General features: G+C 36.9%; 21 protein-coding genes. 12 read left to right on the top strand and 9 right to left on the bottom strand.

Annotated features, from left to right (window positions below):
- Nucleotides 1–16: 16 nt before the first annotated feature.
- The gene (locus tag ACEVFT_RS04100) at nt 17–559 is read right to left on the bottom strand and encodes a helix-turn-helix domain-containing protein (RefSeq protein ID WP_004224674.1); all 543 of its coding nucleotides are present in this window, start codon (nt 557–559) and stop codon (nt 17–19) included.
- Nucleotides 560–965: 406 nt separating this feature from the next.
- Here ACEVFT_RS04100 and ACEVFT_RS04095 point away from each other — a divergent pair, with 406 nt between their 5' ends.
- The 8 genes from ACEVFT_RS04095 to ACEVFT_RS04060 all read left to right on the top strand — a co-directional run bounded on the left by ACEVFT_RS04095 (nt 966) and on the right by ACEVFT_RS04060 (nt 7,142).
- Complete coding sequence (locus tag ACEVFT_RS04095; RefSeq protein ID WP_004224676.1) at nt 966–1,508, top strand: peroxiredoxin; 543 nt, start codon at nt 966–968, stop codon at nt 1,506–1,508.
- 156 nt (nt 1,509–1,664) lie between these two features.
- Nucleotides 1,665–2,120, top strand: a complete 456-nt coding sequence (locus ACEVFT_RS04090) for a TlpA family protein disulfide reductase (protein WP_205441599.1) — start codon at nt 1,665–1,667, stop codon at nt 2,118–2,120.
- Between the two features lie 141 nt (nt 2,121–2,261).
- Nucleotides 2,262–2,924 (top strand): potassium channel family protein, encoded by a 663-nt coding sequence (locus ACEVFT_RS04085; RefSeq protein WP_004224679.1) that lies wholly within the window; start codon nt 2,262–2,264, stop codon nt 2,922–2,924.
- Nucleotides 2,925–2,930: 6 nt separating this feature from the next.
- Entirely contained in the window at nt 2,931–3,410 is a 480-nt protein-coding gene (locus ACEVFT_RS04080) for a hypothetical protein (protein WP_393948240.1), read from the top strand.
- 132 nt (nt 3,411–3,542) lie between these two features.
- Nucleotides 3,543–4,646 (top strand): GNAT family N-acetyltransferase, encoded by a 1,104-nt coding sequence (locus ACEVFT_RS04075; RefSeq protein WP_393948239.1) that lies wholly within the window; start codon nt 3,543–3,545, stop codon nt 4,644–4,646.
- 16 nt (nt 4,647–4,662) lie between these two features.
- Nucleotides 4,663–5,628, top strand: a complete 966-nt coding sequence (locus tag ACEVFT_RS04070; RefSeq protein ID WP_393948238.1) for a S66 family peptidase — start codon at nt 4,663–4,665, stop codon at nt 5,626–5,628.
- Nucleotides 5,629–5,646: 18 nt separating this feature from the next.
- Nucleotides 5,647–6,162 carry a GNAT family N-acetyltransferase gene (locus ACEVFT_RS04065; RefSeq protein ID WP_393948236.1) on the top strand — a complete coding sequence of 172 codons (516 nt, stop codon included), beginning with the start codon at nt 5,647–5,649 and terminating at the stop codon, nt 6,160–6,162.
- The gene (locus tag ACEVFT_RS04060; RefSeq protein ID WP_393948233.1) at nt 6,159–7,142 is read left to right on the top strand and encodes a S66 family peptidase; all 984 of its coding nucleotides are present in this window, start codon (nt 6,159–6,161) and stop codon (nt 7,140–7,142) included. The genes ACEVFT_RS04065 and ACEVFT_RS04060 overlap by 4 nt, the downstream gene beginning before the upstream one ends.
- A gap of 33 nt (nt 7,143–7,175) precedes the next feature.
- Here ACEVFT_RS04060 and ACEVFT_RS04055 read toward each other — a convergent pair whose 3' ends face one another.
- The 3 genes from ACEVFT_RS04055 to ACEVFT_RS04045 form a co-directional block, all read right to left on the bottom strand.
- A complete protein-coding gene (locus ACEVFT_RS04055) occupies nt 7,176–7,718 on the bottom strand; it encodes a GNAT family N-acetyltransferase (protein ID WP_393948232.1) in 543 nt (180 codons plus the stop codon).
- 105 nt (nt 7,719–7,823) lie between these two features.
- Nucleotides 7,824–8,039, bottom strand: coding sequence for a hypothetical protein (locus ACEVFT_RS04050; protein ID WP_393948231.1), 216 nt, complete (start codon nt 8,037–8,039; stop codon nt 7,824–7,826).
- A gap of 100 nt (nt 8,040–8,139) precedes the next feature.
- The gene (locus ACEVFT_RS04045) at nt 8,140–9,402 is read right to left on the bottom strand and encodes a dicarboxylate/amino acid:cation symporter (RefSeq protein ID WP_342442595.1); all 1,263 of its coding nucleotides are present in this window, start codon (nt 9,400–9,402) and stop codon (nt 8,140–8,142) included.
- A 401-nt stretch (nt 9,403–9,803) separates the two neighbouring features.
- Here ACEVFT_RS04045 and ACEVFT_RS04040 point away from each other — a divergent pair, with 401 nt between their 5' ends.
- On the top strand, nt 9,804–11,405 hold the full coding sequence (locus tag ACEVFT_RS04040; RefSeq protein ID WP_342442596.1) for an ATP-binding protein: 1,602 nt from the start codon (nt 9,804–9,806) through the stop codon (nt 11,403–11,405).
- On the top strand, nt 11,406–12,113 hold the full coding sequence (locus ACEVFT_RS04035) for a response regulator (RefSeq protein WP_393948230.1): 708 nt from the start codon (nt 11,406–11,408) through the stop codon (nt 12,111–12,113).
- Nucleotides 12,114–12,909: 796 nt separating this feature from the next.
- On the opposite strand, the gene ACEVFT_RS04030 is transcribed toward ACEVFT_RS04035, so the two are convergent.
- Complete coding sequence (locus tag ACEVFT_RS04030) at nt 12,910–14,163, bottom strand: MFS transporter (protein WP_393948229.1); 1,254 nt, start codon at nt 14,161–14,163, stop codon at nt 12,910–12,912.
- A gap of 433 nt (nt 14,164–14,596) precedes the next feature.
- On the opposite strand from ACEVFT_RS04030, the gene ACEVFT_RS04025 reads away from it, so the two are divergent.
- Nucleotides 14,597–16,165 (top strand): glycoside hydrolase family 10-like protein, encoded by a 1,569-nt coding sequence (locus ACEVFT_RS04025; RefSeq protein WP_342442598.1) that lies wholly within the window; start codon nt 14,597–14,599, stop codon nt 16,163–16,165.
- 45 nt (nt 16,166–16,210) lie between these two features.
- Here the strand turns inward: ACEVFT_RS04025 and ACEVFT_RS04020 are convergent, their stop codons facing one another.
- On the bottom strand, nt 16,211–19,300 hold the full coding sequence (locus ACEVFT_RS04020; protein ID WP_393948226.1) for an efflux RND transporter permease subunit: 3,090 nt from the start codon (nt 19,298–19,300) through the stop codon (nt 16,211–16,213).
- Nucleotides 19,301–19,399: 99 nt separating this feature from the next.
- On the opposite strand from ACEVFT_RS04020, the gene ACEVFT_RS04015 reads away from it, so the two are divergent.
- Nucleotides 19,400–20,233: a TetR/AcrR family transcriptional regulator gene (locus tag ACEVFT_RS04015; protein WP_205441634.1), complete on the top strand. Its 834-nt coding sequence runs from the start codon at nt 19,400–19,402 to the stop codon at nt 20,231–20,233.
- Between the two features lie 47 nt (nt 20,234–20,280).
- Here ACEVFT_RS04015 and ACEVFT_RS04010 read toward each other — a convergent pair whose 3' ends face one another.
- From ACEVFT_RS04010 to ACEVFT_RS04000, 3 genes are all read right to left on the bottom strand, one after another.
- Nucleotides 20,281–21,069 (bottom strand): protein kinase domain-containing protein, encoded by a 789-nt coding sequence (locus ACEVFT_RS04010; RefSeq protein WP_393948224.1) that lies wholly within the window; start codon nt 21,067–21,069, stop codon nt 20,281–20,283.
- A 288-nt stretch (nt 21,070–21,357) separates the two neighbouring features.
- On the bottom strand, nt 21,358–23,025 hold the full coding sequence (rnjA, locus tag ACEVFT_RS04005) for a ribonuclease J1 (protein WP_205441642.1): 1,668 nt from the start codon (nt 23,023–23,025) through the stop codon (nt 21,358–21,360).
- Nucleotides 23,026–23,030: 5 nt separating this feature from the next.
- Entirely contained in the window at nt 23,031–23,240 is a 210-nt protein-coding gene (locus tag ACEVFT_RS04000; protein WP_205441644.1) for a DNA-dependent RNA polymerase subunit epsilon, read from the bottom strand.
- Nucleotides 23,241–23,536 lie beyond the last annotated feature (296 nt).

The following is a 23,536-nucleotide window of genomic DNA, read 5'->3' as shown; positions in this document are numbered from 1 at the left end:
GATGCGCCTCCTTAAGCTATAAATAAGAATCTGTTGCGACAAGTAAAATTTTTGTTTCATCATCATGTGCATTAAAAATCTGATGATGGTCTGTCGCGTCATAATAAAGTGCATTGCCTTCACTTGCGATATACTGTTCATTCCCTAAAACGAGACGAATACGTCCTTTAACCACATAAATAAATGTTTCAGAGAGCGAAGGCTCAAACTGTTTGAACTCGCCATCTGCGGCAAAGGTTAAGAAAATGGGTTCCATCTCTTTTTCATTCGAAGTAGGAATTAGCCATTGAATTTCATATTTTTTTTCTTCATCCGTATAGGTAGATTGATCTTCCTCTGTATAAACAACCTTCTGTTCAGGTGATTCATCATCAAAAAAGTCTTTAGGTCTCGACCCTAAAACTTCTAATATTGAAAATAATGTTTCAATAGAAGGTGAGTTTAGATCACGTTCTAATTGGGAAATATAACCTTTACTTAAATCTGTACGTTCTCCAAGTTCCTCTTGGGTAAGACCTTTTTTTAAACGAAGCGCTTTAATTTTTGCTCCTATTTGCATCTTTTCCCTCCTAAGAGAAGTTTAGCAATGATAAACTTTCGAAATATGAAGTTTACTTTAACGAAACTTTTAGTTTACTAAAACCATTACAATTATACATAATAATAAAAAATTTGCAATCGTTTTTCGTGAAAAAAATAGCTATAAAATGTTAAAAAAAGAGGTATAAATTTAATTGAGAAAAAAATTGTATAGTGTAGAAAATTATTGTTAAAAATAGCTGATAGAAAGACAGTAGCGATAATTCCATTGATGGATTTGACGAATTTTTGTCAATCGATTTCAATCATCCAAACGGGCGGAGTTTACTTGTTTGAAAAACTACGGTTACTCTGCTATCGTAGAAGACGAGTTCGCTAGTGCGAATGGAATATATAAACTACATATTTATTCGGAGGGATTTATTATGGCAGAACGCATGGTAGGTAAACAAGCACCTGACTTTACAATGGAAGCAGTACTTTCAGACAAATCATTTGGTAAAGTATCATTAGAAGATATTAAAGCACAAGATAAATGGACAGTTCTTTTCTTCTATCCAATGGACTTTACATTCGTATGTCCAACTGAAATCACTGCAATGAGCGATCGTTATGACGAGTTCGAAGACTTAGATGCAGAAGTAATCGGTGTTTCTACTGACACGATCCATACACATTTAGCATGGATTAATACAGACCGCACGCAAAATGGTCTTGGTGAATTAAAATACCCATTAGCTGCTGATACTAACCATCAAGTATCTAAAGAATATGGTGTTTTAATTGAAGAAGAAGGTATCGCATTACGTGGTTTATTCATCATCAACCCAGAAGGCGAATTAAAATACCAAACAGTATTTGATAACAACATCGGCCGTGATGTTGATGAAACACTACGTGTACTTCAAGCACTACAAACGGGTGGTCTTTGCCCAGCTAACTGGCGTCCAGGCCAAGCAACTCTATAATTTAAATAGAGTCCAGTCATTATGCAACAAATTAACAGTCCCCACGACAAGTTTGTGGGGACTTTTAACTGAATTTTTCTTTTTGGAAAGATTTTTTAGACCGTTAGCTAAATATCTGAAGACAAACTATCTATTATCTATTAGAGGAGGATTTTTATGAAACTTCGTGAACAAATGCCTGAATTAGTAGGCGCAACGACTTGGTTAAATGGTGAAGTATCAAAAGCGGAATTAGTAGGCAAAAAACCAACTTTAATTCACTTCTGGTCAGTAAGCTGCCATTTATGTAAAGAAGCAATGCCAGACGTAAACAATTTCCGCGATCAATATAAAGATGAATTAAACGTTGTAGCAGTACATATGCCACGTTCTGAGGCCGATACTGATTTAGATACAATTAAAGCAGTAGCAGCAGAGCATGATATTGTGCAACCAATCTTTGTAGACAGTGAAATGAAACTAACAGATGCTTTTGAAAACCAATATGTACCAGCGTATTTTGTGTTCGATAAAGATGGTCAGCTGCGTCATATGCAAGCTGGTGGTAGTGGTATGAAAATGCTAGAAAAACGTGTAAACCGCGTGCTAGATGAGATGCGTAACGCTGAATAATAACGATATGTTGAAGACGGGGATCTAGGTCCTCGTCTTTTTTGTTGTCCAACATTGACGAATAGGCTCTTGTTTTGACAATACATATCGCAGAGAATACGCTACAATGGTGGTATAGTAGTTTTCGGAGGGATTTTTATGATGAAAAAAGAGTTTGCAGTCATAGGGCTTGGACGTTTTGGAGGAAGTATTGTTCGTGAATTAATGAGTCAGGGCGCACAAGTAATGGCGATTGACCATTCTTCAGAGCGTGTAGATGAGTTTGCTTCCATTGCTACACAAGCGGTTATTGCAGATTCAACCGATGAATCGGTACTGAATTCATTAGGTATTCGTAATTTTGAGCACGTAATTGTAGCAATTGGGGAAGATATTCAAGCAAGTATATTAACAACCATCATTTTAAAGGAAATTGGTGTTGAGCAAATTACGGTAAAGGCTCAAAACGATTACCATGAAAAGGTTTTACGTAAAATTGGCGCAGATTTTGTCGTCCATCCTGAGCGAGATATGGGGATTCGTATTGCCAATAATATGTTATCGAATACTGTACTAGATTATTTAGAGCTATCAGATGAACACTCCATTATGGAATTAAAGGCCAATGATGCGATTGCAGGATACTCCATTATGGATTTGGATATTCGCGCTAAATATGGCATCAACATTGTAGGAATCAAGCGTGGAGCTGACATTATTGTATCTCCACAGGCAAGTGACAAGATTTTACTAGGAGATATTATGCTTGTTATAGGCGCTGATGTGGATATAAATCGTTTTGTTAAAAAGGCATTGAATGGGTAAGAGCAAATGACAAAACGCAGATGGAGACTTGTTATATTTGCTGGTATATTATTAATTGGTGGATTTATCATGCAAAACAGAGAAAAAAGTGAAGATGAGGCAATCTCTCTTGTACTAGATCATGCCACAGAAATTGACGACATTGAATTATTCCAAGGAGACCAATCACTATTTCGTGCTACAGGCGATGAAGCACAAGATTTTATTGAGAAATATCCATTAAGTCATGTAAGGAAGCTTTCCAAAAAGGAAAGGACTATTTTTGAAGAAAAGCCAGCTTATCATATTGTTTATAAAATGAAGGATAAGCCTATTTATGAGGTGGAAATTTTAAAAGTGGCCATTAGTTCTGAACTCGATGAAGAGTTGCAGCAAATGGTTTTTCCTATAGGTGATGCACAATATTTGATCTATTGGACAAAAGAGAAAAAGGCACTTGAACAATCAATCAATACGCAACGTTTACTTGAACAATACGGACAATAATATAGGTAGTGATTCAGCAATTCATGCTGGTCACTACTTTTTTATTCTATTATTAAGAAAAATTGGAAAAAATATTTGATTTCATTCAGAGAGTTAGATTAAACTTTGACATAAAGAAGGGGGCTAGATGTAATGAAAATCATGTCAACTAACTGTGTAATCGAACGAATACAACCAGAGCATTTCACAGATATACATATACTCTACTCTAATAAACAAGTTCGAACTTTTCTCGGGGGTGTTCCATCAAACAACTATATAGAAGCATCTTTTAAAGGCATGCTAGAAGCACCATTCCCTAATACATATTTATATATCACTTTAAAGACGACAGGTGAATTTATAGGTCTTGTCTCGATCGATGAATACCATGATAAGGATCTATATGAGCTTTCCTATCAATTTTTACCTCAGTTTTGGGGGAGGGGGTTAGCTTTTGAAGTGCTTACACAGGTAATTGAGGAGGGGTTGAATTATCTGAATATAGCATCTATTGTGGCAGAAACACAAACGGCTAACAAAGCATCTTGTTGCTTACTTGAAAAATTAGGGATGAAGAAAGTTCAGACGTTAGAAAGATTTGGACATGAACAAGCTGTATATGAATTAAGAAAAAATAATGAACGGACAAGACAAATCTTTGCCCTATCAGGCGGAGGATTTTCTCAGCAAAACCCGTCAATTATCGACGAATACATTTTACGTCAAGTTCAAGTAAATGAACGAGTTAAAATTTGTTTTATTCCCACCGCAAGTAAGGATGCACAAGGGTATATCGAGAAGTTTTATGCAGCATTCCATCATTGTGAAGCAACACATATTCTGCAAAAGGATATGCTTGATAAAAATATCCGAGAAAAAGTACTAGCGCAGCATATTATCTATGTGGGTGGGGGAAATACAGGTTATCTTCTTGAAAAGTGGCGAGAATATGGTTTTGATGAATTGTTAAAGGAAGCTTATCAAAAAGGGGTTATATTAGCTGGTATCAGTGCTGGGGCCATATGTTGGTTTGATAAATGCTATAGTGAAAACACAAATAATGATTTTGAGGAATGGAAGGGCTTGGGAATATTAGCAGGTACTTATTGTCCTCATTATGATAATCAAGAGAGAAAGTGGGCATTTGATCGCTGGTCAGGAAATCATCCCACATTACCAGCATATACACTCATTGATGCAGAGTCGCTCCATTTTAGGAATGAAAAATTAGTAGCTAAAATTCAAACCTATTAGAAGGGACATAGAAAATATGAGAATACCAGCAAAATTAACATTGGGTGATGAGATACGTGTCATTGCTCCAAGTAGAAGTGCCCAAGTTTTAAAAGTAGAGATGGTTGAACAAACGAAGACCATACTGGAGAGATTAGGGTTTCGCATATCGTTTGGTCACCACATTTTTGAGTGTGATTTGCAGCAATCTTCATCCATCATGCATCGTGTTACGGATATACATGAAGCTTTTCGAGATCCACAGGTGAAAGCAATACTGACGGTGCTTGGTGGATACAACTGTAATGAGGTTTTACCTTATTTAGATTATCAAATGATTGCTGAAAATCCGAAGATACTTTGTGGGTTTAGTGATATCACGGCCTTAGCTATAGCTATTACTAAAAAATGCAATTTTATCACTTATTCAGGGCCACACTTTTCTAGCTTTCGTATGGCGCAAGCACAACAATATCAGCTGTCCTATTTTCAAAAATGTTTAATGGAGAAGAATCCATTTCCCCTAGTAGCATCTAGCGTTTGGAGTGATGATGCATGGTATATAGATCAGGAAAATCGTCATTTTGAAGCAGCCGGCTGGAAGGTCTATTCGGAAGGGGAAGTGAGTGCGCAGCTTTATGGTGGTAATTTATGCACATTAAATTTATTACAAGGAACAGCTTACATGCCTGATTTATCGAATTGTATTTTATTTTTAGAGGATGATGAGCTTGTGAATCCTGCTATTTTTGCACGTGATCTCACGTCATTATTGCAAGCAACGACTCCAATTAAAGGATTGGCAATAGGTCGATTTCAACGAGCTTCCGCTATGACAGAAGAACAATTACATTTTATTTTAGACAAGCATCCACTATTAAAAACTATCCCTGTATTATATGATGTGGATTTTGGTCATACACAGCCGATTTTTACATTCCCTATCGGTGGGAATATCCAAATGAATACAAAAGAAATGTGGATTCAGGTGACGAAATTTTAGAAGGAGAGTGTGCTCAACATGATTATACGAGAAGCAACCCGACATGACAGTGAACAAATTATAGCTGTTATGACAAATGCAGAGGCATCGAATTTTATGTTATTTGGACCAGGTGAGCGCAATTTAACACCTAAGCCATTTGGGGAGTATATAGACAAGCTACATCATAGTCAACACTCAGCTTTGTTCGTAGCTGAAATAGATGAGCAGGTTGTGGCGTACTTAATTGTACAGGGCAATGAGCCGACAAGAATTGCTCACCGTGCTTATCTTGTCATAGGCATACATAGTGACTATAGAGGAAGAAAGATTGGAACGGCTTTATTTCATCATGTAGAAAATTGGGCAATGGATAATGATGTACATCGTCTAGAACTAACCGTTATGGAAAATAATGAGTCGGGTGTTGCTTTGTATAAGAAAATGGGCTTTGATATTGAGGGAACGAAGAGGGATTCGCTGTATGTAGATGGACAATATATCAATGAATATTATATGTCAAAACTATTGATTGGGAGAGGAACTAGCGTATGACTTCAAAAATAAACATCGGCATCTATTCACCATCCTCACCAGCAACGGTGACGGCTTTGGAACGTTATGAACGTGCTAAAACGTTTCTGGAGGAGGAAAATTTTCAAATCGTGACAGGTTCTCTTACTGGCAAATCAGATTATTATCGTTCAGGTTCTCCAAAGGAAAGAGCAGAAGAATTGAATGCGTTACTACGCAATCCGAATGTGGATATGATTATGTCTACCATCGGGGGCACCAATGCCAATAGCATGCTACCTTATATTGATTATGAGGCTTTTCGTCAACACCCAAAAATTGTAGTAGGTTATTCGGATGCAACGGTCATTCTACTGGCACTTTATGCAAAGACGGGTATATCAACTTTTTATGGTCCAGCCCTCGTACCTTCCTTTGGCGAGTTTGAACCTTTAGTAAATGATACCTTCAAATTTTTTGAGCATTATTTCTTGAAGCCGCAAGCATTACCATATGAAATTCCAATGCCTCCTTATTGGTCAGATGAACCTGTTAATTGGCTAGAGAAGACAGTCGATAAGCAGCTCAAAAAGAATGAATGGTTAGCGATTCAGCAAGGGGTTGCTGAAGGGAGGTTAATTGGTGGGAATGCTAATGCCATGTATGGTTTTATTGGTACGCCTTATTTCCCTGAAGTTTTGGAAGGTGACATTTTATTAGTGGAGGACTGCTTAAAAAATGCTGCTATTGTTGAAAAGAATTTTGCTATGCTGAAATTGCATGGTGTCTTTAACAAAGTTAGTGGGATTATTTTGGGGAAACATGAATGCTATGATGATTTAGGAACGGGGCGACAACCCTACGATATTCTACTTGAACAGTTGGATGGAATAGAAATTCCTATATTAGCAGAGGTGGATATTTGTCATACACACCCTATGCATCCAATAGCGATAGGGAAACAAGTAAAGCTAGATGCAACAGCTAAAAAGATATATTGTGTAGAAAAATGGTTGTCATGACAAAGCCTTGCATACGGAGCAAGGCTTTATTTGCTAGAGTTTCCTATAATCATCATCAGTTATAGCGTACATTTTCACATTTTGGTATTGACCCTTAACAAACATACTTTTGCGTAATAACCCTTCAAACTGCATACCTGATTTCTCCATAACCTTTTGGGAGCCAATGTTTTCTTCAAAGCATCGTGCTTGGATACGTACTAAATCTAATTCATTAAAACCGAAGTCAATGAGTTTTTTCGTTGCTTCTGTTGTGAAGCCTTTGTTCCAATAATCCTCAGAAAGCACATAACCGATTTCCGCGTATTTATGGGTGTCATTCATCGTAACAAAATCGATTGTTCCAATAATTGTTCCTGCATATTCAATACCCCATAACATCAGATTGCCTTGCTGATAACCATCAAAAATTAATGCCATAAAAGCTTTTGTATCCTCTAAGCTTGTATGTGCTTGCCATGTCACATAACGCACGACATTTTCACGGGAAGAGTAGTCATACATTGCTTCTAAATCCTGAGGTGTAATAGGTCTTAATAGTAACCTCTCCGTTTTCATAATTGGTATATTACTCATGATTTACCTCCTTTAACAAATAGTATATAAAAAGCCGACCTATTATAATAATGGATTAGGTCGACTTTTTATGTTTATTCATTTTGAAGCACGATAATTTAAAATTCAACTTTTACATGATCGATAGCGCTTATCTGTTGCGGAAGAATCCTTTGTTTTGGATTTATGTTGTTCATCTTTCACTTTTTCATTCAATTCTTCGACAGGTATTGGATCAACTGTTTTCATGTCCTCATGTTTATCAAAAATGCTTTCTTTATCTGTATCCAATACATCAGGGTTGTTCGTATTACGTGTTTTCGCCTGTTTTTTATTAGCCATACACTATCACCTCTTACTATTAACTTTCACTTTTTTACTAGAGTGTAAACATTTTGAGTGATAGTGGAAACGGCGATGGCTATCATCACAACCATTTTTCTTAGGAAGAAATAGTGGTCTTTCCTTGAAGTGCACGTTCTTCCATCGTTACATCAAACTCTTTTTCAGATTTTGACACTACAACACAAGCTACACCATTACCAATTAAATTTGTTACAGCACGAGCCTCAGACATAAAGCGATCAACACCGATTAAAAGTGCTATTCCTTCCACTGGTATCATTGGGAAGGCAGCCAAAGTTGCTGCTAATGTGATAAAACCTGAGCCTGTTACGCCTGCTGCACCTTTAGAAGTAATCATTAAAATTCCGAGTAGTGTAATGATTTGAATCCAAGTTAGTTCCATTCCATATGCTTGTGCAATAAACAAGGCAGCCATTGATAGGTAGATGGAAGTCCCATCTAGATTAAAGGAGTACCCAGTAGGAACAACTAAACCTACAACCTGCTTCGAGCAACCATAATTTTCAAGCTTTCGCATCATAGATGGTAGAGCTGATTCAGAAGAGGATGTCCCAATGACTAAGAAAATTTCATCTTTGATGTAAGCGATAAATTTAAAGATGTTGAATCCAAAGAACTTTGCAATGGTACCTAAAATAAAGACAACAAATAAAAACATTGTAATATATACGGCAGCCATTAATAGACCTAGATTACCTAAAGATTTTAAACCAAAATTCCCAATTGTATAGGCCATTGCACCAAAAGCCCCGATTGGTGATATTTTCATCACCATACTTACGATCTTGAAGAATATCTCTGCTACTTGCTCAAAGAATGTGATGACTGGTTTTGCGGGTGCACCGATTGAAGCGGCTGCTAAGCCAAATAAAACAGCTGAGAATAGAACTGGTAATAGTTGCCCAGTTGCCAATGCACCAACTACATTTTCTGGAATAATACTAGAAATGAATGCACCCAAGCCCTGCTCAGATTCAGCCGCAGCAGTTGTGTATTTCGAAATATCAGCATCAGATGCACCTGAAGTATCCAAGCCTGTACCAGGACTTACGATTAAAGCAACAGCAATTCCGATTGCTAAGGCAATTGTGGAAACGATTTCGAAGTAAAGTAATGCCTTCCCTCCGATTTTCCCGACCTTTTTCATATCTCCCATACTGCCAATTCCAATAACTACTGTTAGGAAAATAATTGGGGCAATTAACATTTTAATTAATTTAATGAATAGGTCTGCTAAGATTTTTAAACTGGCACCGAACTCAGGGAAAATGGCTCCGACAATTATCCCAAGGATGATAGCCACTATAACCTGAACAGTCAAATTTTTCAGTAATTTCATTTTTTGCTACCTCTTTTCTAAATTTTCTCTTTGATATCGCTTTCAATAGAATCATCATAGCGAATACTTCTTGAAAAAAGAGATTTAGAAAATAAGAAACATAACGTTCATTAAGTACATTTGCGTATCCTTACATATAAATATAGTAATATCAATAACTATCTCTGTTATGGTACGCTATAGTTAATTAATTATTGTTATAATACAAAAATATAGAGTGATAAAAAAGTTCTTTTTAAATTGTCAATTTGTAATATTGTTCATTAAATTCAATATTTTCTGCTACTTATATAGACTAAAGGTGTTGTCAAAAGATTTTTTTGCAGATAATCTTAAAAACATATAATCGATATGTATGCCACTGATTTTGAGAATGCAAATTTGAAAGGAAGGAATTTTTAATGATGAAAATGCCTGTGAACGGCAAAATACTGTTAGTGACATTTTTAATCATTGCACTCTCCTTTTTACTAGGTGGTATTTTTTTACTGGGTAACCTATTATCTGAACAGGAAAAAGACTTTGGTCAGCGGGCAATGCTTGTGGCAAGAACTGTATCAAATGTACCAGAGCTTAGTGTACATTTGGAAAATGACAACATAAAAGAAGCTGCAAAAAATATTAATAAAATTGTAGATGGCATTAGAGTGATTCATAAGGCCGAGTATATTGTTGTGATGAATATGGAACGTATTAAACTATCACACCCAGTAAGTAAGGAATTAGGACAGCGCAGTGAGTCGCAGGATTTAAACGCAGCGTTTAGTGAACATTATTATGTATCGAAGGCACGTGGAGAATCCGGTGTTATGATACGCGCTTTCGTGCCAATTATAAATGATAAAAGGGAACAAGTGGGCATTGTAGTAGTTGGCTATTCATTACCAGATTTTCTGGAAATGTTACAAAGTTATGAGCGTGAAATTATGATAACGATTGTTATATCGCTGATTTTCAGTATTTTCGGTGCATATACACTCGGACGACATATAAAAAAACAAATGTTTGGGCTTGAACCTCATGAAATTGCAAAAATGTATGTGGAAAGAACAGAAACCTTTAATGCCATGCATGAGGGAATAATAGCCGTTGATAAGGAAATGAATATCACCATTTTTAATGAAAAAGCGGCCGATATTTTAGGGGTTTCTAGGAAAATAGAGGACTGTATTGGACAAAAGATTTATGATGTTTTGCCTGACACCCGTCTGCCTGAAATTGTTGAAACAGCAACACCTGTTTATGATCAAGAGCTTTACATTAATCATCATAGTATTTTAAGTAATCGTGTACCCATTATTGTGAATGGAGAGCTAGTCGGAGCAGTTGCTATGTTTAAAGATTTAACAGCTGTGAAAAAGCTTGCGGAGGAAGTAACGGGTGTAAAGGCTTTTGTTCAAGCATTACGTGTGCAAACCCATGAGCATAAAAATAAGATTCATACGATTGCAGGACTACTGCAATTGGGACATACAAAGCAAGCACTTGAATATGTTACAGTGACTACTGAAAATGAAGCCTCATTGACGAAGTTTTTAAATGAACGCTTTCATAATGAAAATATTTCAGGTTTGTTATTAAGTAAAGTAAGCTATGGCAAAGAGCTGGGGATCGAGGTTGAAATTGATCGAAAAAGTCATTTTAAACGCTTTCCACCTCTATTAGATCATCATGATTTTGTTGTATTATTCGGCAATTTAATTGAAAATGCTTTTGAGGCTTTAAATGTCCTTTCTAAGGAAGATAAATATGTAGCCATCTCTGTAGACGAGCATGATGGAGTCTTAGCGATAGCGGTTTCCGATAATGGGATTGGCATGTCCAAAGAGGTGCAGGATCGTATGTTTGAAAATGGATTTTCGTCAAAGGCTAGTGAAAATCGGGGCATTGGTTTGCATTTAGTATATGAAATTGTAAGAAAGGGCAATGGAGATATTGAAGTTGTGAGTGAATTTATGAAAGGAACAAGTTTCTTAATTTTATTTGAGTTAGGAGAAGTATAGATGGATGTAATAAATGTCTTATTAATTGAAGATGATCCAATGGTACGAGAAGTGAACAGGCAATTTATTGAGCAAATCAAAGGATTTTCATTAGTCGGCTATGCTAGCAATGGTATAGAGGGGATTCAAAAAATTAAACAATTAAATCCAGAGCTTGTTTTTATGGACATTTTTATGCCAGAGCAAGATGGCATTATTACGTTAGGGAAAATCCGAGAGGAGCATCTTCATGTTGATGTGATTGCGGTAACAGCTGCGAATGATATGCCCACTGTGCAGCGAATTTTACACTTAGGTGTTTATGATTATATTATGAAACCTTTTACGTTTGAGCGGATTGAGCAGACTTTAAAAAATTACCAAAGCTATAGAAAGAAAATAAGCGGTATGCAAGATTTAACTCAACATGATGTCGATCATTTAATGCAACAACGTCTTCCCGAGCAAGTTGTAGTATCAACAACAGGAATGGATGCCATTCTTATAGAAGAGCTCCCAAAAGGGTTTAATCGAGCTACCTTAGATAAAGTACTTGCATATATAAAGACAAGTGGCGAGGCAGTATCAGCGGAGGAGGTATCAACTTATATAGGGACAGCACGTGTTACAGCTAGACGCTATCTAGACTTTTTAGAAAAGCAGAATCTATTAAAAGTAGATATACAATATGGAAACGTAGGACGTCCTATTCATCGTTATTATATTTAATGATAATAGATTTTAGTTCAATTAGATTGAAAGCTCGTATTTTAGTTTTATTGAAAGCGTATGAAGTTATGGTGAAAAATGTACGGAGGAATTCTAGAAGCCCTATTTCCTAATACATATCTTTAAATTCATTTAAAGGCATAAAAACTGCAAATTATAATATGCAGTTTTTCATGTTGTTGAAAAAAGAGGATGTCAACGGCAGAAAAAGCAACTTGGCAAGGTGAGGGGTTGATTTCCGTTCCGCCAGCGTCCTTTCCAGAGGGCGTCCGATGAGCCGCTTCACTCACTTACGTTCGCTCCAGGGTCGCTAAATCCTCTAGGAGTGACGCTGGCTCCACTCCAATCAACCATGCTGCAAATTTTCATAGTAGCTTAGCAATTAAATAGCCCATTATTTGTATTCTTAGAGAGAGGATAGGCTCTTATTTTCAATGTGGAAAAGTGACGCGTGACAACACCTCTTCCTAAAGAGTAGTGAACACCTTAATTTTATGTGAAAACCTTTGCTAAAAAGATTACGTTTTTTGGGTTGGAGTGGAAGGCTACTTGACTCCCGTGGGATAGCGAGACAGGCGAGCCCCTGCACGGAGCGGTAGCAGAGGAAGCGGCTCGGCGCTCGCCCACAGGAAAGCAAGTAGCCTGCAACGGAAATCCATTTCTACCTTTCAATTGACTGTTTTGTTTTTTAGTAGAGCTTTTTTAGCGTCGAGAAAATCTGTATACATTTAAGATTGTTTATAAGCTAAGTTTTAATTTTTTTTTTATCATCAACAATTATCTCAAAACGAAATCTTCACTTTTTTTCTAGCGTGTCAACATCCATATGCTTGAGAGTAGGTTTGCCAGCTTTTAATAAGACTTTACTGCCCAGAAGGAAAAATCCTTGGATGAAGAGTAATAATCCTGTACCGATGAGTAGCCACTCAATAGCAATAATATCAGCTATTGGACCGAAAATTAGCATTCCTAACGGCATCATAGAGGTAGATATCATACTAAGAATGCCAAATACTCTTCCCATATAATCACTTTCAACTTTTTCTTGTAATAACACCGTAGCGGGTGTATTAAAGATTGGCATGGCTATACCAGTAATGGCCATGATCACAAGATACAGCCAAAAAACAGGGATGATTCCGAGAGCCATTGTACAAAGACCAAATAATAAAGCAGATAATGTCATCGTATGCACTTTATTTTTAAAGCCACCCCATGTTGCGATTGCGATCCCACCGATTAACATACCAATGGCAAAGGCCATTTCGATGGCAGTTAAACGCCATACATCATTACCAAAGCTACGTGTAACTTGTAAAGGTGTTAAAAAGGCAGCAGGTGCAGCAAGCAGCATGAAAAAGGCAAAGAACAAGAACAATTGTTTTAAGAAAGCATGCTCTTTAATGTAGATGAAGCCTTGTTTCATATCACTAAAATAGCCTGTTGTTTGTGGCTGCGTTGCTTTTGCATGTGCAGGAATATGCAGAAATAATAAGAAGATAGCGATGGCAATAGCCGCTGTTGTCACATCAATAAAGAAAATGGATTCAATGGAAGCCATTGTTAATAATGCACCACTTGCCATAGGTGCAAGAATCATAATAAAAGCTTGAATGCTACTATTTACGCCATTGACCTTCATTAAGCGCTCTTCAGGCACAAATTGCGGTAAAATAGCGCCCACAGCTGGTGTTTGAATACCCGCGCCAACTGCACGTACGGCTGAGATAACAAATAGTAGCCAAAGCTCATCATAGCCGATTAAAAATAAAATCGCTAAAATTAGCGTGGATAAGGCAATCATGCCGTCTGCCAAAATAATAAGCCATTTGCGATTATAGCGATCTGCCCAGACACCAGCAATAGGTGCTAAGAAGAAGGTTGGTAGAAAGCCGCAAATAATCGCAATGGTCATCATGCTGCCTGATTGCGTTGTAAGCGTAATATACCATGTAATGGCATATTGCACTAGTGCAGAGCCAAAAAGTGAAATCGTTTGACTACTTAAAAAAAGTATCGTATTACGTTTCCAATGTTCCAAATTCGTCATCCCTTTCTAACAGTAGTGCCTGTGTGGAAAGTTAAAAGACAACAAAAAAAGAGGGGAGTAGAAGTCCCCTCTTTTCCAGTATTCCTAAAACAGACTAGACCTAATTCCATTTCCCTTGCACAGCAGGCAAAGTGTACACATATTTAATTAGTAATGTGAAATCGTAGTCTAATTGAAGCTGTCATTGGAATACCCTCCGTTCTATATAAGTTGTGTTGATTGTAGCATAAAGTCCTTCTATGCGTAAAGAATGAATTAAACAAAAACTAGGTCAAATTTAAAAATATGGAAATTATAAAATGAATCTATTAAACTTGGCATAAAAGTGAAATGTATGATTTGCTTTATTTCATCAGGTGAACTTGCTACGAAGACGTGCATATAGCGAGCACTTATCATATACTAAAATAGAAAAATAGCAAATGGAGGAAATATGAGAAAGAATAATAGTAAATGGAAACTTTTAACTTTAGTCGCGATGATTTTTGTATTATGCCTATCGACAATCCCTGTAAATACAGCGAAGGCGAGCACGACACAGCCGAAAAGGGAAATGCGGGCTGTCTGGATTTCAACCGTTCTCAATCTTGATATGAAAGCAGGTATGACAAAGGAGCAGTACACGGCTTGGACACGCCAAACATTGGATCAACTAAAAGCCAATAAATTCAATACTGTTATTTATCAAGTAAGACCAACAAATGATGCAATGTATGCGTCTGATTTAGCGCCATGGTCATCTTACATAACAGGTAAAAAACAAGGCACAAATCCTGGTTACGATCCTCTTGCGATAATGATAGACGAAACGCATAAACGGGGTATGGAGCTGCATGCATGGATGAATCCTTATCGTGTAACAATGTCTGGACAAAAATTGACAGACCTTGCTGCCGACAATGTCGCTAGAACACATCCAAACTGGGTTATCAAATATGGCAAGCAATATTATTTAAATCCCGGTTTACCCGAAGTACAAGACTATTTAGTTGAAGTAGTAAGAGAGTTAGTTGCCAATTATGATATTGATGCAGTTCATATGGATGATTATTTTTATCCATACAAAATTGCTAATGAAGTTTTTCCAGATCAAGCAGCTTTTAAAAAATATGGTGCTTCCTTTAAAAAGGTGGAGGATTGGCGACGAGATAATGTCAATCAGCTTGTAGAAAATCTTTATACGGCCATTAAAGACACAAAGCCATATGTTCAATTCGGTATTTCACCATTTGGTGTATGGCGCAATAAATCGCTTGATAAAACAGGAAGCGATACACGGGCTGGTGTCAATAATTACGATGATTTATATGCAGACGTTAGAACATGGATTCAAAATGGCACAATTGATTACATTACACCACAAATTTATTGGTCAAGAACATTATCTGTTGCGAAATATGGGACGCTGCTGGATTGGTGGAGCCATGAAGTGCAAACATACGCAACAACGCACCCTGTGCATCTATACATTGGGCTTGCTGATTACAAGGTGGGCAATGACAGTGATGCAGCATGGAAAAATAAAATGGAATTACCAAATCAAATACTAGCGAATCGTTCGGAAAAGGTTGCGGCTGAGGGGCAAATGCATTTCTCCTTAAGAAGTTTTCAAAACAATAAACTAGGCTATGCAACGATTGTTAGCCAACAACTATACAATTACACAGCACTGACACCAGAAACAACTTGGGATGATGACATAGTGCCGAACGTGCCGACTTTTGTGCAAGTGACAAAGGAAGCGGCAGGACGCAAGATTGAGATTATAGACGAAAATGAAACACAACCACGCAAGTATGTCATTTATCGTTTTACAGGAAACAAAGAAGGCTCTTATGATGACCCTCGAAATATAGTGGATGTTGTTTATAATATGGATGGCCTCACTAAATTTGTGGACAAGTCAGCTCTTGCTAAGCATAGCTATACATACGGCATTACGGCTGTATCTGCTACAGGTGTGGAAAGCAAGGAAGTTTTTGTAGTGAAAGAAGATCAATAAAAAAACAGCTACTCATGCAATGACTGCATGAGTGGCTGTTTTTTATTAATTTTCTTCAGTATCTTTACGGTTTTTCTTTAACATTTTAGATAGCATTTCATAAACAATTGGTACAACAACTAGTGTTAATAGGGTAGAAGATAACAAACCGCCAATTACAGTGATGGCTAAGTCTTTAGAAATTAATCCACTACCACCAGTTCCAAGTGCCATTGGAATCATAGCACCGATTGTTGCGATGGCTGTCATTAGGATAGGACGTAAACGTGTTGCTCCTGCTTCGAGGATCGCCTCACGCATGGCAAGACCATCATGTTCCATATGAATGATACGGTCAACTAATACGATGGCATTGGTTACGACGATACCAATTAACATCAATAGACCCATCATAACAGATACAGAAATGGTTTGACCTGTAACGAATAAACCAATGAATGCACCAATTACAGCAAATGGTAGTGAGAAAAGAATAGCGAACGGAGCTAAACCTTCTCCGAATGTTACCACTAGAATGAAGTAAACAATGGCAATGGCCGCTAACATCGCAATACCAAGCTTCGTGAATGTTTCTTGCATATCTGCAGCAACACCAGCAACGCCAAGCGTTACACCTTTTTGTAAATCTAATTTATCAATTTTCTTATCAGCAGCAGTAGTGGCTTTTGAAATATCGTCACCGATAATCGTACCAGATACTGTTGCGAAATATTCACCTTTTGAACGAGATAATGAGTTAAGTGTCGTACCTTCCTCAACATCTACTAATTCTCCGATTGTCATTGTTGTGCCTAATGCTGTTTTAATTTCAGTAGCTAAGACATCATCAAGTGAAGTCGCAGCTGCTTTAGCATCACGTTGAACAATTACATCAATATCTTTACCATCGTTTTTCACGGTCGTTAACACTTCTTGTGATGTATTCGAATTTAATGCCATCACGATTTGAGCTGTTGTTAACCCATATTGAAGGACATTTTTTTGTTCAACTTTTAACACATGTCCTACATATGGATCTTCATTATCAGATTTAATATCTTCTAAGCCATCCACTTCTTTTAGAGCACCCTCTACTTGTTTTACAGAATCTCGAAGTTTATCTAAGTCATCACTATAAAGTGTATAGCTGACTTCGTTTGATGACATAGACATAGAAGTGAAGTTTTGAGACTTCCATTCTCCTGACTGACCGATGTTAAATACATAGTCCTCAACCTCTTCACGAGCTTTAGGGAAGTCTTCCATATCCGGATCAAAGATAAGGTACATTAAGGCACCACCAGCACCTCCACCCATCATCATTGCTGAAGGATCTACATTCTTCGCATCTGTAATGGAAACTTGTAAAATATTAACATCTTTACGTTTCATTAATTCTTTTTCTACTTTTTCAACATTCGCTGCTGTTTCGTCAGCAAGCTCTCCCGTTGCAGGCGTATACGTTAAGTACATAACTTTTTCTTCTTGTGAGCCCATGAAACTAAAACCAATAAGTGGTGTTAATGCAAGAGAACCAACAAGTAAAAGAATTGCAATGACAGATGTAATAATTTTGTGATTTAATACTTTTTCTAAGACACCTTTGTACCAAGTAGCAAGTTTACCAACCTCTTTATGTTGGCTTTCTGTCTTCTCACCGTATAATTTTTTACGGAATAAGAAGTGAGATAAAGCAGGTACGATTGTGATGGCAACTAATAACGAAGCACCTAATGCAAATGTCATTGTAAGGGCAAATGGCATGAATAATTCGCCTACCATACCACCTACGAAAATAAGTGGGGCGAATACAGCTACCGTTACTAATGTTGAAGAAAGAATTGGTTTAAACATTTCAATCGTTGCTTCACGAATTAGGGCACGACCTGTAAGTTTTTCTTGTTTTAAGTGAATTCGTCGGTAAATATTTTCGACAACTACAATGGAGTCATCGATAACACGCCCAATTGCGACAGTAATCGCGCCGAGGGTCATGATATTTAATGTGATATCCATCCAGTTTAAAAGCAGTAATGCCATGAAGACAGAAACTGGGATAGAAATAATTGAGATAATAGTTGATTTGAAATCACGTAAGAATAGTAAAATGATTAATACGGCAATTGCGCCACCAAATACTGCTTTTTCGATCATTGTAAATACGGAATCTTCGATTGGGGCACCTTGGTCAAGAGAGATCTCTACGTTTAAGCCATCTAATCGTTTTTCCTCATCCTTCATGAGGTCTTTTACTGCATTGACAACTGTTACCGTATTGGCATCTTGGCCTTTAACGATTTGAATAGCAATGGCATCTTGACCATTTGTACGTGAAACAGATTGTACTTTACCTTCTACTTCAATTTTTGCAATATCACCTAGACGAACGAAAGGTGAAGGATTTGTAGCTGAAGGTGTAACTGGGATTAATAAATCTTTCAGTTCATCAACGGATTGTACTTTACCGTCTACTGAAACGGCTTGCTCGCCAACAGTAAATTGATATAAACCAAGTGACAGTGACATATCACTTGCCTGAATCATCTGTTTAACAGTATCTTCCGTTAAACCAAGTGCTGCCATTTTTTCTTCATCATATTTAAATGATACTTGTTCAATATGCTGACCTGTGATGGTAGCTGAAGCAACACCATCAATTTTTTCGATTTTAGGAAGTAAAACGTCTTCAACTGTTGCAGTTAAATCCACAATATCTTCCTTAGAGCTACTTACAGATAATGCGACTACAGGCATCATGTTCATGCTGATTGCCATAATAGTAGGCTCTTGAGCACCTTCAGGTAGTTTAATATTATCTAAAGCTGCCTCTAATTGTCGTTTTTTCTCATCCATATCAATTCCATAGTCGTATTCCACTTGAACTTGTGCTACGTTGGAAGAGGATGTTGAGTAAACTGCCTTGACATCTTCTAAACTTTCTATCGATTTTTCAAATGGGATGGAAAGATCATTCATGACTTGTTCAGGCGTTGCGCCAGGATATACACCCATGACAATTAAGTATGGGATCGAAATATCGGGTATCGATTCCATTTTCATTCTTGTACCCGAATAAATACCAGAGACAGTGATGATAATTGTTAATAACCACACTGCCAATTTGTTTTTTAATACGAAATTAACTAAACCTTTCACCTTCACACCTACCCTTTATTGACTATCTAAATTCAATTATTTATACTAATGACTAATCGGTCATTTGTCAACGAAATGCATTAGGAGAGAGTTAAAAATATGTTAAAAAAGCAATTAATTATGGAGAAAGCGTTAGAGCTGTTTTCTGAACAGGGTTTTGAAGCTACGTCAGTACAACAAATTACGGAACGCTGTGGTATTTCTAAAGGTGCATTTTATTTATCCTTCAAAACGAAAGATGAGCTTGTTATTTCAATGGTGGATTACTATTTACAGCAGTTCATCACAGATATTGACCAAGTAGTCAGAGGAGCGTATAACAAAGAAACCGTTTTGGTTGAATTTTATAAAAGCATCTTTCAAGCATTCAAAGATCATTCTGCATCCGCTCGTGTATTTTTTAACGAAAAGGTCTTTCTAACGAAAAAAGAGTTATTTCATAAAATAACAGCCTATGAAGCAGAAATGTCGAAATCAATTCTCTATATGCTTGAGCAACTTTATCAGGATAAATTACAAGAAACGAAATATGATGTGATGTATTGTATAAAAGGGTTCATGAAGAGTTATGCTGAGCTTTTTATTTTTTCAGATATGCCTCTTGATTTAGAGCAATTAGCTAAATCTTTAGCAGAAAAAACAGATATTATCGCACATCATACAACCATTCCTTTTATCACAGCAGATCTTGTGCCATTTATTGCAAAGCCTTGTGAACAAGATGTATCAAAAGATGCTTTACTACAATTATTGAAGCAAAATATAGATCTTACCGGGGATTCTATAGAAAAAGAATCCCTTGAGCTGTTAAAGCAAGAAATAGAAAATCCTACTTACAGTAGAGCGATCATTAAAGGGCTAATTGAAAATCTACGTCTAGACCCAGCGTATCATTGGATTGCATATGTAACTGCAAAATACTTTAATATTTGAACTGCAGGATAGAATTGTTCACTTTTGGAGGTGAACAATTCTATTTTTTAATGTTTTCTATTTATTAATGGTGGCATAGATTGCAAAGCTTCTAACGCACTAGCAAAAGGTTCTTGAATCCATAATAATCGTTCAAGAAAATCTTGGACTTCGATTGGTAACTTCAATTCCTGCTGCCAGGCTTTTTCTTTTTTATTGCTTGGCTTGTAGTCTGAGTATAGTAAAAATAACAAAAAATGACCGACAAAATAAAGATCACTAATATGATTTTCTGCACGTTTAGGATTTTTGATCGTAGAGATATCGATTTGCTTTTGATAAGTGGTAGCAAGACCAAAGTCAATAATATGCAATTGTTGATGTACAAACAGTATATTAGGGATACGTAAATCGCGATGTACAATACCATCATTGTGTAACTGTACAATTTGTTCTAATAGTTGCTTTGTAATAACAAGTGATTGAGCGATTGTAAACTTGGCACCGTCTTGAAAAATAAGCTGCTCAAATGTATGCCCATTGACATAGTCCATGATAAAAAATGGGCTATCTTGAATCGTTCCTGTTGAATGGATGGTCGGAACGTAGGGTAGTGATATGTGTTGGAGTATGTGTATTTCTTGTTGAAATTTATGAATGGTTTTCTGGTGGTGACGATGTTTGGGACGCAAGCATTTTAAAACGAATAGCTTTTCTGACGAGCGTTCTTCAATTAAATACGTACGACCATATGAGCCATAGCCAAGAAATTTTTTAAAAGAGAATGCGGGATGCTCGGCAATGTAAAGTTCCACAGCCTGATCAAAGCTTTTTTCGGATAGTCGTTTCCACCACATTAGCTACTAAAGAAACTCATAGAGCTGAAAAAACTGCGTGAGCTTTTACGAGAGCTACGCTTATAATGCTTGTGACCATAATAATTATGTTTTTTTGAATATCTGCTACGGCTACTTGATGAAGAATAATGGCGTTTGGATTTACTATTGAATAAGGAATGAAGAATTTTATCTAGCATAAAAACGCTCCTTTTTGATGTTGTTATTACTATATACGCAAAAATAAAAAGGAGGTTTCAAAAATAAAAAAGAAACTATGTAAAATTTACATAGTTTCTTTCTACGAGGTTAAACCTCCATAATAATCGGTAAAATCATTGGTCGACGTTTTGTTTTTTCGAATAGATAAGGTCCCAAAACGTCTGTAATTTCATTTTTCAATTCTGTCCATTGAGGTGTTTTACTTTGGATTGTTTCATTCAGATGACGGTTCAGCATTTTTTGTGCCTCGTTTATCATCGTGCCTGATTCACGCATATAGACAAATCCACGCGAGATGATGTCAGGACCAGAAACAATTTTTTGTTTTTCCATATCCACGCTGACAACTACAATCACTAAACCTTCTTCAGAAAGGATGCGGCGATCACGCAACACGATATTACCGATATCGCCAATACCATTGCCATCAATGTAAACATCTCCTGAAGGAATACGGCCAGCTACATGTGCTTCATTAGCACTTAATGCTAGTACATCACCATTTTCCATAACAAATGTATTGTCTAATGCAACATCACAATCTTCTGCTAGATGTGTATGCATTTTTAACATACGGTATTCTCCATGGATAGGCATAAAGAATTTGGGTTTCATTAAACGAAGCATCAGTTTTTGTTCTTCTTGAGATCCATGACCAGATGTATGGATATTGTTTAATGCGCCATGAATGACTTCTGCACCTGCACGGAACAATAAGTTAATGATTTTATTAACACTTACAGTATTACCTGGTACTGGTGAAGAAGAAAAGATAACTGTATCGCCAGGCTGTATTTGAATCTGACGATGCGTACCATTGGCAATTCGTGATAAGGCGGCCATTGGTTCACCCTGAGAGCCTGTACATAAAATCATGACTTCGTTTGCAGGTAGTCGATTGATACTTTGAGCATCAATAAATGTATCCTTTGGAGCGGTAATATAACCAAGCTCACGACCAATTGTAATAGCATTGTCCATTGAGCGACCAAAGACAGCAATTTTTCTTCCATATTTTATGGCTGCGTCAGTGGCTTGCTGTAAACGGTGAATATTTGACGCAAATGTAGCAAAAATAATACGGCTATCCACTTTGCGGAAAATTTCATCGATACTTTTTCCAACTGTGCGTTCTGACATTGTGAAATTAGGCTTCTCAGCGTTTGTACTATCTGATAGAAGGCAAAGCACGCCATCTCGTCCAATTTCAGCCATCTTTGTTAGGTTGGCTGGTTCGCCCACTGGTGTAAAGTCAAATTTAAAGTCACCTGTGTGAACGATATTACCAGGTGGTGTTTTCACAACAATTCCATATGCATCAGGAATACTGTGTGTTGTTCTAAAGAAGCTAACAGATGTTTTTCTAAATTTAATAACATCCTCTTCTTTAATTTCGATTAGTTTTGTTGTACGTAGCAAGCCATGTTCTTCTAATTTATTACGTAATAAGCCAAGTGCGAGCTTACCGCCATAGACAGGGATATTTACTTGTCGTAAAAGGTATGGAATACCTCCGATATGATCCTCATGCCCATGGGTAATAAACAGTCCTTTAATTTTGTCGACATTACGCACTAAGTACGTGTAATCAGGAATAACATAGTCAATGCCGAGTAAGTCGTCTTCTGGAAATTTAATACCGGCGTCAATTAAAATGATTTCATCTTGAAATTGAACGCCATAAGTGTTTTTGCCGATTTCGCCCAGTCCGCCGAGCGCGAAAACAGCTGCTTGGTCATTTTTAACAAACTTCATGTTTGTTAAATTTCCTCCAAGACGAAGTTCGGGCTTGCTTGTTCGTACTCTAAATAGTTACCTTCAAGCAGTTGAACGAACTCGATGTTGTAGTTACGGTCTTTTAGCTTTTCACGTACTTCACGTTCTGAAGCAGCTTCAAGGTATAGACTTTTAGTATTTTCGCGAACTGGAATCTCATTTGCATTTTCTTGATAATAAACTTTGTAAATCATAGTTTGCTCTCCTTTAATTGCGTACAATTTTCTTGCACCTTTGACTACTACCACACACGTGCTACAAGAAAACAACGAATTTCTTTTATTGAAGAAATGTACGTTTGTAATACTTGTATCTCAATACTTCAGATGTGCACTATGTTATAAAATTGTATAGAAAGTAGTGAGACAGTGGTTGCGTATAGCCAAATAAATGCATTTCCTTTATATTATCACGCAGTTCCTCTAAAATAAAGAAAAGCCCTTCAAATAATGAAGGGCAAATGTTAGGCAATTGATTTTTTTCCGAGTAC

The organism is Lysinibacillus sp. PWR01, assembly GCF_043359455.1.
GTDB classification, from domain to species: Bacteria; Bacillota; Bacilli; order Bacillales_A; family Planococcaceae; genus Lysinibacillus; species Lysinibacillus fusiformis_F.
This window is presented reverse-complemented; position numbering and strand designations above follow the sequence as displayed.